The sequence below is a fragment of the Gordonia phosphorivorans genome, assembly GCF_042432625.1.
GTDB lineage: Bacteria > Actinomycetota > Actinomycetes > Mycobacteriales > Mycobacteriaceae > Gordonia > Gordonia phosphorivorans.
On sequence record NZ_JBHLWV010000016.1, the window covers coordinates 352,220 to 364,423 of the forward strand.

The following is a 12,204-nucleotide window of genomic DNA, read 5'->3' on the forward strand; positions in this document are numbered from 1 at the left end:
GTGCCTGGCGCATTCCAAAGCGCCCCACTCCGCACTTGTGAGGACGGTCACTACATGAGAGGCTGAGTACCGAACGATCGGTCGGTCTAGATCGATGGGGGGCGTTCTTTCCGCACGTGACATCCGGGAACAGCACCACCCGGTCGGACCAAGGAGAACTGTGACCACCTCGACTATCGACATCCCCCACCTGGGCGGATCGACCATCGGCTACCGCTTCGGCCGCGAGTACGACCCCGCGCTCCCGACCATGGTGATGGTCAACTCCTTCACTACTTCGGTGGAGCTCTACCGCCCGCAGTTCGCCAATGAAGAACTGCTGGACACGATGAACCTGCTCGCCATCGAGCCCTACGGGCACGGCGCCACCCGCGCCACCTATGAGCAGTTCACCTACTGGGACAGTGCTGTCGCGAACCTGCAGGTCCTCGAGGCGCTCGGCATCTCCGAGGCGTTCGCGCTCGGCACCTCGCAGGGCGGCTGGATTGTGACGCGGATGGCCATGCTCGCGCCGTCGGTGATCAAGGGGATCGTCGTGTTCGGCACCTCGATGGACTACGAGAGCACGGCCAGCATGGAGCGCGGTTGCTGGAACGCCGCCGAGTTTGCCGGCCCCTCGGTAGACGCCCTGGCGACACCGGTCGGCGACGACTGGGTGGTCGACGCCGACTTCGTCACCGCGGTCCTCGGTGCGGGCTTGGGCGAAAACGTGTCGGCAGACGAGCAGCAGTTCTGGATCCGCACGTACCAGGCGAACTACACCGGCGACGCCGGCCGTCGTCGCCTCCGGACCAGCACGATCAACCTCCGCGACCGCGACGGCATCGAAGCCCGGTTGGACGAGGTGACTTGCCCGGTGCTGTGGGTCCAGGGCACTGCGGACCAGGTGTATTCGGTCGCCAACGCCGAGGACGGCATCGCGCGCTTCACCGCGTCCCCGTCTGCGGAGCTGACGATCGTCGACGGAGGCCAACACTTCCTGACCGCGTCCGACCCGGATATCGCCGATCCCGCGATCCGCGCGTTCGTCCAGCGCTGGGCGTAGGCCGCGCCAGATTCACGTGGCCCTTGGGCCCGCAGAGTGTGAGGTTGTGATCGTCTGAGCACCACAACCTCACACTCTGTCGCTGAGCGCAGAATTGTTTCGCCACTGTACGAATATTGTCGTACCGTCGTGAAAATATGTCCTCCAGCGCAGTTCGTGACGGTTCGAGCTGCAGACCGAGCGGAGGACAAGTGCCCGAAGACCAAGTGGAAGAGTCACCGTTCTACGGCGACGCGAGCGACTTTCCGATCCACCTGGGTTTCCTTAGCGACGAGGGCAGGTACTGGCTCCAGAAGACGGACGACCCAGATGTTGCTCTGCTGGCGGAGATCGATGACGAGGCTGTCGAGTACTGGCGTCCAGGCCATGAACCAGCTGCGATTTCCGAGTCCCCAACGCTCCTCGACACACGATGGCTTCCAGACGGCATCCACGATGACGATGGTCTGAGTGACTCTCAACTCGAGGCATTTGCTTTAGCCACAACCACGATGGACCAAGTTATCCAGGGCCTGCTGGCTAGCGGCTGGCGCCTGCGCACTCAGTTCACGGTCTCCGAGCAAAGAGTCCCGCGAATCAAGGTCATTGCCGATCCGCCGAACGATGTCGATGACACCGCTATTCGCCGGGTCACCGACATGTTCAGTCTTCCCTGGGGAACCGCCGAGTTGACCTGGACCGGGCCACCACCGTCGAAATGGGGCGATGACTGGCAGCTCACTGAGGCCAGGGTCGCAGGTCGCGTGGCGCCCACAGACGAAGAGACCCTAAACGAACTGTTGGTCATCGCCATGGTCACGGCTCCACAGTGGACCGTGCGCCCGGGATTCGATCGACCGGTGATCCGGCACAGCGAGGGCGGCCACATGCCGGGGACCGCCATCTCGGTGGTCTTCGATAGCCAAGTCGCGAACCGCTCCTCTGCCGAAATCGCTGATCTGGAACGCAGGGCCGCGGTATGGGGCGATAAGCACAAGTTTGGAGTGGCGATATCGGAACCGACGAAGACGTCGGTACAGGATGCCCTTGACCGGGTCGGAGACGGGATCTCCGGCTACTACCTTCTCGGGTTCGAAAATGGCGATCGGTATCTCGGCCAGTCGACGAACATCCCCGCGAGAATTGAGACCCACAAGCGCGAACGCAAGGGAATCACGTCGGTTCGCCTGCTACCGGATCCCGAAGCCAACACTGCGACATCGCCAGTGAAACAGCTTCTTGCGTCGGAGCGCGCGCTGATTCATTCGCTGCAGCACTCGGGACTGCCGACCCGCAACAAGGCCGAGATGACGTACTGGACGGGTCATCGCGCAGTCGACGACATCTTCCCACCTGTAGACGCGACAGCAGAAGATTGGCTCAACGACCCCGTCGGCATAAACCAGCGCGGGAAGAAGATCCCGCGCATGCACACCGCAGATCTATCCGCTGGCAACGAGGCGATGTCCAAGCTCGCAGAACGCGCGGGCGAGCGACTTCAGCAGATGCTGGCGATCCAACGCGCCTATCTGGATCGGTGTCTCCCACTGCCGTCGCAAACCGAATATGAGTGGTGGGTGGTCAGCTCCCCGCTCACGACGCCTTCTCATGGAACGCTGACGAACCTGTCCGTGGGATGGACCGAATGCCTGCGAATCAACACCACCTTCTCCGGGTTCATCCAGGTGAACGGTGTCGAACTCTTCGGAGAAGACTCCGGTTCTTCCGGGGACTTCGATGACGCAGACGCGATTCGGTTCATGCGACAGCACCCCGGCGCCTACGTTGACAACGCGCCGTACTCCGACGGTGGCGCCTTCAACCTGAACATCTATGCCCCGTCGCTGGAGGTTCTGGCCGACTTGCTCGACGACACAGCGGTGACACGAGCTGCAGCGACGGCCGCTCTCAACTACATGCGGGTGCGGAAGGTCGGGGCGATCAAGAACTCACACAATCCAGTTCTTGCCGCCCTCCTCCTGGATTCCGGAACCGCTACGCAGTAGCCCGCCGCCCGGCCGACCCGCTGAGCGGCCGAGGAGGCACAGCTTGGTCGACAGAGCGTCGTGTTGTGGTTGCCTGAGCACCACAACTCGACACTCTGTGGGCGGCTGGGTCAGAACCGGGCTGGCAGGACGCCTGCGGACGGCTGATCCCCGTCCTATCGTGGGAATATGACCTCCCACGACGGCACGCAGCCCGACATCAAGCCCCGCAGCCGGGACGTGACCGACGGATTGGAGAAGACCGCGGCGCGCGGCATGCTGCGCGCGGTCGGGATGGGCGACGACGACTGGGTGAAACCGCAGATCGGGATCGGATCGTCGTGGAACGAGATCACGCCCTGCAACCTGTCGCTCGATCGCCTGGCCAAGGCCGCGAAGGAAGGCGTCCACGAGGCTGGCGGGTTCCCGCTGGAGTTCGGCACCATCTCCGTCTCCGACGGCATCTCGATGGGCCACGAGGGCATGCACTTCTCGCTGGTCTCCCGCGAGGTGATCGCCGACAGCGTGGAAACGGTGATGAGCGCCGAACGACTCGACGGCTCGGTCCTCCTCGCCGGCTGCGACAAGTCCCTGCCCGGCATGCTCATGGCGGCGGCCCGGCTGAATCTGGCGTCGGTGTTCCTCTATGCAGGGTCGACGCTGCCGGGGTACGCAACGCTGTCCGACGGCGAAGAACGCCAGGTCACCATCATCGACGCCTTCGAGGCGGTCGGCGCGTGCGCGCGCGGACTGATGAGCCGCGAAGACGTCGACACCATCGAACGCGCCATCTGCCCGGGCGAGGGCGCGTGCGGAGGCATGTACACCGCCAACACCATGGCCAGCGCCGCCGAGGCGATCGGCATGAGTCTCCCGGGCAGCGCCGCGCCGCCGGCACCGGACCGTCGCCGCGACCGCTTCGCCCGCGAGTCCGGGGCGGCCGTCGTCGAACTCCTGCGCCGCGGCATCACGGCCCGCGACATCATGACCAAGGAGGCGTTCGAAAACGCGATCGCCGTGGTCATGGCCTTCGGCGGCTCCACCAACGCGGTCCTGCACCTGCTGGCGATCGCCCACGAGGCCGAGGTGGACCTGTCCCTCGCCGACTTCGCCCGCGTCGGCGCCCGCGTCCCGCACCTCGCCGACCTCAAGCCGTTCGGCGCGCACGTGATGACCGACGTCGACCGCATCGGCGGCGTCCCGGTGGTGATGAAGGCGCTGCTCGACGCCGGGCTGCTGCACGGCGACTGCCTCACGGTGACCGGCCGAACGGTGGCCGAGAACCTGGCCCACATCAGCCCGCCGGATCCGGACGGCAAGGTCCTGCGCGCCCTGGACCAGCCAATTCATCCCACCGGCGGCATCACGATCCTGCACGGCACGCTCGCCCCGGAGGGCGCGGTGGTCAAGTCGGCAGGCTTCGACACCGACGTCTTCGAGGGCGTCGCCCGCGTCTTCGACCGCGAACGCGCGGCCATGGATGCCCTCGAGGACGGCACCATCGCCGCCGGCGACGTGGTGGTGATCCGCTACGAAGGCCCCAAGGGCGGACCCGGCATGCGCGAAATGCTCGCCATCACCGGCGCGATCAAGGGCGCGGGCCTGGGCAAGGACGTCCTGCTGCTCACCGACGGCCGGTTCTCCGGCGGCACCACCGGTCTGTGCGTGGGACACGTGGCCCCCGAGGCCGTCGACGCCGGCCCCATCGCCATGGTCCGCGACGGCGACCGCATCCGGCTCGACGTGGCCTCCGGCACGCTGGATCTACTCGTCGACCCCGACGAACTGGTCGCCCGTGCCGAGGCCTTCGCGCCGCTGCCGCCCCGCTACACCCGCGGGGTGCTGGCCAAGTACGCCAAACTCGTCACCTCGGCCTCCCGCGGCGCGATCTGCGAGTAGCGCGGTCCCCCGCGCCGGACCCGGCGACGGCTGCCGTTAGGGTCGGCAGCATGACCGACAGGATCAGCGTCACCGGGTTCGCCCGCGGCGGCACCGACGCGCTCTTCCGATTCCGCGGCGTCCACGTGAACGCCCAGCGCAGCACCTTCACCTGCCACGGCGGTCCGTGGCTGCGCGACGACGCGACCGAGGTGGTGCGGGCCGGGCTCGCTCCCGCGCTCGACGAGGCGACCGGTTCCATCGTCGCCGCCGGCACGACGGTGGGTCGCTGGCCGGTGAGCCTGAGTATCCGCCTCGACTTCCTCGCCGACCCGCCGCTGGCTGGCACCGCGCTCACCGTGACCGGCGAGCTGCTGGCCACCGACGACCAGGGCGCCACCACCCGCGGCACGGCCCGCACCGCCGACGGCGCGATCGTGGCCCTCGTGACCCACCGCTCGCACCTGGTCGACGTCGATCGCGCCGCACTCCCGACGCCCCCGGCCCCGCAGCCGCCGCCCGACGACGTCCCGGTGCGGACCGCCCTCGGCCTCGCCGACACCGGCCCCGGTCGCCTGACCATGTCGCCCGGTCCGTACGCCACCAACGGCATGGGCAACGTGCACGGCGGCGTCCTCACCGTCGGCTCCGAACTCGCGGCGCATTCGCTCTTCGCGCCGGGTTGGCGCACCCGCAGCATCGACATCTCCTTCGTCCGACCGCGCCCGGGCGCCACCCCCACCGACTTCACCGCCGAGCTGGTCTACCTCGGGCGTTCGCTCGGCGTGGCCCACGTCGCCGCACGCGGACCGGACGGCAAGGTGTGCTCGATGGCCACGGTCACCGCCCAGCCCGCCTGAGCCGCGGGCTCCGGCCCTATGGATTGACTCAAGATCGTCCGCGGCGAGGCGACAACGTCCCCGGCCTCGGCCACCATGGAGTCATGGATTCCACCCCCGGCGTCAGCGTGCCCTCCGACGAGCCCGCCGACCGGCCGCGCGCCGGACTGCACGCCCTGGTGGTGGAGGACGAACCGGACCTGGCCGCCATCGTCGGCGACTATCTGCGCAGCGCCGGCTTCGACGTCACCGTCCTGCACGACGGTGCGCAGGCGGTCGAGTCGGCGCAGCGGAATCCGCCCGACGTCGTCGTCCTGGACCTGGGTCTACCCGGCCTGGACGGGGTCGAGGTGTGCCGCCGGCTGCGCACGTTCTCCGATGCCTACATCGTGATGCTGACCGCCCGCGCCGCCGAGGTCGACATGCTCATCGGCCTGTCCGTGGGCGCCGACGACTACGTCCTCAAACCCTTCAGCCCGCGCGTGCTGATCGCCCGGATCGACGCCATGCTGCGACGACCGCGCGCCGGGGCCGCCCAGCCCGACGCGCAGGCGCGCCGCGTCCGGGAGATCGGCGCGGTGATCGTCGACCTGGACGCCCGCCAAGTGTGGGTCGGCGGCACTCACGTCCACCTCACCCGCACCGAGTTCGACATCCTCGCCGCCCTGATCCACCGCCCCGGCGTGGTCGTGACGCGCGAACACCTGATGAACACCGTCTGGGGTTCCACCTGGGTGGGCGACACCCACGTGGTCGACGTCCACATCGGCGGCCTGCGCCGCAAGCTGGACGACCGCGGCGACGACCGGCTCATCGAGACCGTGCGCGGCGTCGGCTATCGGATCGACGATCCCGCCGCCCCGGGGTCGCGCTGATGGCGCCGTCGTGGAGTTCCCGGGTCGGTCTCGGCGCCCGCATCCTGATCGCGATGGCCGTGGTGATCGCCGGCGTCGCCCTGACCATCGCCGTGGTCGCCATGCTGGTGGCACCCGCACTGTTCCACGACCATCTGGGTCAGGCCGGCCTCCCGAACGACTCCGAGCAGGCCATGCACGTCGAAGAGGCCTTCAACTCCGCGATCGCGATCACCATCGTCGCCGTGGTCAGCACCTCGTCGGTGCTGGCGCTGACGGCGGCCTGGATCATCACCCGCCGGATCGATCGGTCCATCACCGCGGTGGCCACCGCGGCGGGCCGGATCGGCGACGGCCGGTCCGGCGAACGACTCCCGGCCAGCGGTCTGGGTCCCGAGTTCGGCAAGCTGACCGACACCTTCAACCGGGTGCTGGGCCGGCTGGAAAGCGTCGACGAGGCGCGCCGCCAACTGCTCTCGGACCTGGCCCACGAGATCCGCACCCCACTGGCCTCGGTGGAGGCCAACATCGAAGCCATCGAAGACGGCGTCCGCCTGCCCGACGCCACCACCTACGCCGCCATCCGGTCGGCCACCGCCCGCCTGTCCCGGCTCGCCGACGACCTCGACGAGGTGTCCGCGGCCGTCGAGGTCTCCGTGCAGATCGCTCCCGATCCGGTGGCGGTACGCACCCTGATCGACGATGCCGCCGCGCGCGTCCGCGACCGGTTCGCGGCGGCGGGGGTGCGCCTGGTGGTGGAGAACGAGGCCGCGGTGACCCTCGCGGTGGACGCCGACCGGATCGGCCAGGCCCTGGACAATCTGCTGCTCAACGCGCTGCGGCACACCCCGGCCGGCGGCACGGTGATCCTGGCCGCCACCGTCGACGACGGGGCCCTGGAGATCAGCGTGATCGACGACGGCGAGGGCATCACCGCCACACATCTGCCGCACGTCTTCGACCGCTTCTACCGCGGCGATCCGGCGCGGTCGCGTGCCTCCGGCGGCAGCGGCGTCGGGCTCACCATCGTGCGCGGGATCGCGGCCGCCCACGGCGGCCACGTCCGCGCCCGCAGCGGCGGCGCCGGCCGCGGCAGCACCTTCGTCCTGACCCTCCCCCTCCCCTGACCCCCTGCTCCCGAGAGGCACACCCGACATGTCCCCCACCCCGCGCCGGTCGCTGCACCTGCTGGCGACCCTCGTCGCCGTCGCCGTGGTGACCGCGGCGCTGGTCGGCTGCGGCAGCTCCTACACGCCGCTGTCGTCGACCACCCCGGGCAGCACCGAGACCTTCCTGGCCGGTCACGGTCTGGCCGGTCTGGATGCGCGCCAGATCATCGACACGCTCGACGCGCTGCCGGTGGCCGAACGCCCCACCGACCTCATGGCGTCCGTCCGCCCCACCGAACTGGTGCTGTCGGCGGCGGGTGGGGAAGTGACGTTGCCCCTGCCCAGCGACGCCTTCTACGTGTCCTTCGCCCCGTACGTGACGCAGACGCACGAATGCCATTTCCACAACCTCACCACCTGCCTCGGAGAGCTGCGCGACACCCCGATCACGGTGCGGGTGGTCGACGATGCCACCGGGCAGGTGCTCATCGACCGCACCCAACGGACCTTCGACAACGGCTTCGCCGGGCTGTGGCTGCCGCGCGAGATCGACGCCACCCTCACCGTCTCCGGCGAGGGTCGCACCGCGAGCCAAGCGATCAGCACCCGCGGCACCGACGACGCGACCTGCCTGACCACCCTGCATCTGGTGTCGGCATGAGCGCGCCCGCCGCTCAGTGCTGGAAGCGGTAGCCCATGCCCGGCTCGGTGATCAGGTGGGCGGGCGCGGCCGGATCCACCTCGAGTTTGCGGCGCAGGCTCGCCAGGTAGACGCGGAGGTAGTTGGTCTGCTGCACGTAGCTGGGGCCCCACACGGCGGCGAGGATCTCCCGCTGCCCCACCAGCCTCCCCTCGTTGCGGACCAGCAGCTCGAGGATTCCCCACTCGGTGGGGGTCAGCCGGACCGGTGCGCCGTCGCGCCGAACCTGTTTGCCCGCCAGGTCGATGGTGACCGCTCCGGCCTCGACCACCGGGGTGGCCGCGGCGACGGTGGTGCCCCGACGGATCGCGGCGCGCAGTCGGGCCACGAACTCCTCCATCCCGAACGGTTTGGTCACGTAGTCGTCGGCGCCGGCGTCGAGGGCCTGCACCTTGTCCGACGAGTCGGTGCGGGCCGACAGCACGATCACCGGCACCTCCGTCCAGCCCCGCAGCCCCGCCAACACCTCGAACCCGTCGATGTCCGGAAGCCCCAGGTCCAGCACCACCACGTCGGGCATCACTCGCGCCACCTGGGTGAGCGCGCCGGCACCGGTGTCGGCGGTCACCACGTCGAAACCCCGGGCCCGCAGATTGATGCGCAGCGCGCGCAGCAGTTGCGGCTCGTCGTCGACCACCAGCACCCGGCCCCGATCCATGTGCGTTTCGGTCATCGGTCCTCCTCCGCCGGCAGATCCACGACCATGGTGGTACCGCCGCCCGGCGTCTGCCGCACCTTGAGGGTGCCGCCGAGCGCGGACACGAAACCGCTGGCCACCGCCAGCCCGAGACCGACGCCGGAGGCGCTGCCGCGTTGATCGCCGTACTGGTGGAACGGCGCGAATACCCGCTCGCGTTCCTCGGCCGGGATTCCGGGCCCGCGGTCGATCACCTGCAGCAGGCAGCGCGCGTCGCCATCGGCGCGGACCGCCGGCATCGTCACCACGTCCACCGGGCCGGTGCCGTGCCGGTAAGCGTTGTCGACCAGATTGGCCAGGGCCCGCTCCAGCAGACCCGCGTCGGTGCAGGCCCACGACGACGTGAACTCCACGGTGCCCACCCGTTCGGGCCGTCCGGCGGTGGCCAGTACCCGGTGCACCACCTCCGGGAGATACGTGCGCCGCAGGATCGGCCGCACCACCCCGGCCGCCAGCCGCGACGAGTCGAGCAGGTTGCCGACCAGCGCGGTGAGCTGGTCCACCGACTCTTCGGTGGTGGCCAGCAGTTCCTCGGTGTCGGCGGCGTCGAAGGTCAGATCGGGACTGCGCAGGCTGCTCACCGCGGCCTTGGCCGACGCCAACGGCGTCCGGAGGTCGTGACTGACCGCGGCCAGCAGCGCCCGCCGCAGCTCGTCGGTGCGCGCCAGTTCATCGGCCTCGGCGGCCTCGGCGGCCAGCCGGTCGCGTTCCAACGCCGCCGCCACCTGACTGGCCACCGCCGACAGCACCCGACGATCGGTCACCGCCACCTCGGGTCCGCGCAGCAGCAGCGCATAACCTCCACCGGACGACTCGCACACCGTCGTCGCCGACGACGACGAGTCGGGCGGGTCGTCGCCCACCGCCGCCCGCAGCTCCGGCACGGCCGCACCCAGCCGCACCACCGAGACCGCGTCCTGCTGGTAGGTCTCGCGGACCCGCGCCAACAGGTCGGGCGCGCCCGCACCGTCGAGCACCGCGCTGGAGAACAGCGACAGCAGTTCCGCGTCCCGTCCGGCCAACCGCGCCTCCCGCCGACGCACCGCCGCCGAATCGACCAGCGCCGCCACCGCGATGGCCACCACCACCATGCCGACGATGGTGACCACGGCGTCCAGATCGGTGACCGCCAGCGTGTAGCGCGGATGGGTGTAGAAGAAGTTCAGCAGCATTCCGGACGCCACCGCCGACAGCGCCGCCGGTCCGATGCCGCCGAGCAGCGCGACCGCCAGAATGCCGATCAGGAACATCGACGACTCGCCGGCCACCGTGAGGAAGCGGTCCACCGGCGCGATCACCGCGGTGACGAGCGCCGGGATGATGAGGGCGAACAGCCAGGTCAGCGGCCGGTGCAGCCGCGTGGACCGGATGTCGAGCGGTCTGCGCACGGACGCCTCGGGATGGTTCACCATGTGCACGTCGATGCGGCCGCTGTCGCCGATCACGGCGGCACCGACGCCCTCGTCGAGCACCCGCCGCCACCGGGGACGACGCGACGTGCCGAGCACCAGCTGCGTCGCGTTCACCGCCCGCGCGTAATCCAGGAGCGTGGCCGGCACGTCGTCGCCGACCACCGTGCTCAGGGTGGCGCCGCAGTCGGCGGCCAACTGCCGCAGCCCCGCCGGATCCGCGGAGCTGTCGGCGAGCCCGTCGCCCCGCGCCACCCGCACCACCAGCAGTTCCGCGCTCGACCGCGAGGCGATGCGCCGCGCCCGCCGGATCAGCGCCCCCGACTCCGGGCCGCCGGTCACCGCCACCACGACGCGTTCGCGCGCCTCCCAGGTGTCGGTGATCGCATTGGCCGCGCGGTAGTCGGCGAGCTTCTCGTCGACGCGGTCGGCCAGCCACAGCAGCGCCAACTCGCGCAGCGCCGTCAGGTTGCCCTGCCGGAAGAAGTTGGCCAGGGCGCCCGCGGCGCGGTCGGTGCCGTACACGCGCCCCTGCGCCAGGCGGCGGCGCAGCGCGCTCGGCTCGATGTCGACCAGTTCGATCTGGTCGGCCCGGCGCACCACCTCGTCGGGCACGGTCTCGTGCTGCGGCACCCCGGTGATGTGCGCGACCACGTCGTTCAGCGACTCCAGGTGCTGGATGTTCACCGTCGACAGCACGTCGATGCCCGCCGCGCACAGTTGCTCGATGTCCTGCCAGCGTTTGGCGTGACGCAGTCCGGGGGCGTTGGTGTGCGCCAGCTCGTCGACGAGCACCACCTGTGGTCGACGGGCCAGCACGGCGTCGAGATCCAGTTCCTCCAGCACCACGCCCCGGTGAGCGACGGCGCGCCGCGGGATGGTCTCCAGCCCCTCGGTCAGGGCCGCGGTGGCCGAGCGCCCGTGCGATTCGACGATGCCGATCACCACGTCGACGCCGTCGGCCCGCAGGTTCTGCGCACGATCGAGCATGTCGAAGGTCTTGCCCACCCCGGGCGCGCAGCCGAGGAAGACCTCGAACTGACCGCGTACCGGCGCCTGCGCCTCCATCTCAGCGATCCTATCGGCCGCCCGGCACCGACCGAGCGAGGCAATCGGGGACCCGGTGCCCGAGATCGGAGTTCACCGCCAGCACGTTGACCCGGGAGCTGCCGAGGAAGCCGAACTGCCTGCCCTCGGTGTGGCGTCGGACCACGGCGCGCACCTGTTCCGGGGTCCGGTCGTTGACGCGGGCCAGCCGCGGAATCTGCAGGGCCGCGTACTCCGGCGAGATGTGCGGGTCCAGTCCGGAGCCGGAACCGGTCACCGCATCGGCCGGGACCCGCGCCGGGTCGACGCCTTCGCGCGCGGCGATCACCGCGCGGCGCTCCTCGACCAAGTCCCGCAATCGGGGACTGTTCGGCCCCAGATTCGAGGGCCCCGACACCGCGGGATCACCGGAGACCCGCCCGTGCAGGTAGGGGTCGGGCTGCCCGGCGGGCACCTGCAGGTCCGTCCCGATCAAGCCCGAACCGGCCGGGCAGCCCGCGTCGTCGCGCACCAGGGAGCCGTCGGCAGAAGTGGCCACGGTCCGGGAGAAGCCCCAGACCAGGACCGGATAGCCGACGCCGAGCACCGCGGTGAACGCGAGCAGCACCACCAGTCCGACCATCGCGTGGCGACCGAAGTCGCGCAGCAGAGTTTTCACGGAC

At 69.9% G+C, this 12,204-nt stretch carries 10 protein-coding genes; 7 read left to right on the plus strand and 3 right to left on the minus strand.

Annotated features, from left to right (window positions below; translation table 11 throughout):
* Positions 1-160: 160 nt before the first annotated feature.
* The 7 genes from ACFFJD_RS07760 (at position 161) to ACFFJD_RS07790 (ending at position 8,350) form a co-directional block, all read left to right on the plus strand.
* On the plus strand, positions 161-1,045 hold the full coding sequence (locus ACFFJD_RS07760) for an alpha/beta fold hydrolase (protein WP_246993687.1): 885 nt from the start codon (positions 161-163) through the stop codon (positions 1,043-1,045).
* A gap of 191 nt (positions 1,046-1,236) precedes the next feature.
* The gene (locus tag ACFFJD_RS07765; protein WP_382362784.1) at positions 1,237-3,030 is read left to right on the plus strand and encodes a GIY-YIG nuclease family protein; all 1,794 of its coding nucleotides are present in this window, start codon (positions 1,237-1,239) and stop codon (positions 3,028-3,030) included.
* Positions 3,031-3,198: 168 nt separating this feature from the next.
* A complete protein-coding gene (gene ilvD / locus ACFFJD_RS07770) occupies positions 3,199-4,908 on the plus strand; it encodes a dihydroxy-acid dehydratase (protein WP_382362785.1) in 1,710 nt (569 codons plus the stop codon).
* A 50-nt stretch (positions 4,909-4,958) separates the two neighbouring features.
* The gene (locus ACFFJD_RS07775) at positions 4,959-5,747 is read left to right on the plus strand and encodes a PaaI family thioesterase (RefSeq protein WP_382362787.1); all 789 of its coding nucleotides are present in this window, start codon (positions 4,959-4,961) and stop codon (positions 5,745-5,747) included.
* A gap of 83 nt (positions 5,748-5,830) precedes the next feature.
* Positions 5,831-6,601 (plus strand): response regulator transcription factor, encoded by a 771-nt coding sequence (locus ACFFJD_RS07780; RefSeq protein ID WP_382362789.1) that lies wholly within the window; start codon positions 5,831-5,833, stop codon positions 6,599-6,601.
* The gene (locus tag ACFFJD_RS07785) at positions 6,601-7,707 is read left to right on the plus strand and encodes a sensor histidine kinase (RefSeq protein ID WP_382362791.1); all 1,107 of its coding nucleotides are present in this window, start codon (positions 6,601-6,603) and stop codon (positions 7,705-7,707) included. Before ACFFJD_RS07780 ends, ACFFJD_RS07785 begins: the two co-directional genes overlap by 1 nt.
* A 28-nt stretch (positions 7,708-7,735) precedes the next feature.
* Positions 7,736-8,350 (plus strand): CueP family metal-binding protein, encoded by a 615-nt coding sequence (locus tag ACFFJD_RS07790; protein WP_382362793.1) that lies wholly within the window; start codon positions 7,736-7,738, stop codon positions 8,348-8,350.
* Positions 8,351-8,363: 13 nt separating this feature from the next.
* Here ACFFJD_RS07790 and ACFFJD_RS07795 read toward each other — a convergent pair whose 3' ends face one another.
* Genes ACFFJD_RS07795 through ACFFJD_RS07805 form a run of 3 tightly spaced genes read right to left on the minus strand, consistent with a single transcriptional unit; the run spans position 8,364 to position 12,200 of the window.
* A complete protein-coding gene (locus ACFFJD_RS07795; RefSeq protein WP_382362795.1) occupies positions 8,364-9,062 on the minus strand; it encodes a response regulator in 699 nt (232 codons plus the stop codon).
* Positions 9,059-11,563, minus strand: coding sequence for a sensor histidine kinase (locus tag ACFFJD_RS07800; protein WP_382362797.1), 2,505 nt, complete (start codon positions 11,561-11,563; stop codon positions 9,059-9,061). The genes ACFFJD_RS07795 and ACFFJD_RS07800 overlap by 4 nt, the downstream gene beginning before the upstream one ends.
* Positions 11,564-11,573: 10 nt before the next feature.
* Positions 11,574-12,200: a potassium-transporting ATPase subunit C gene (locus ACFFJD_RS07805; protein ID WP_382362799.1), complete on the minus strand. Its 627-nt coding sequence runs from the start codon at positions 12,198-12,200 to the stop codon at positions 11,574-11,576.
* Positions 12,201-12,204 lie beyond the last annotated feature (4 nt).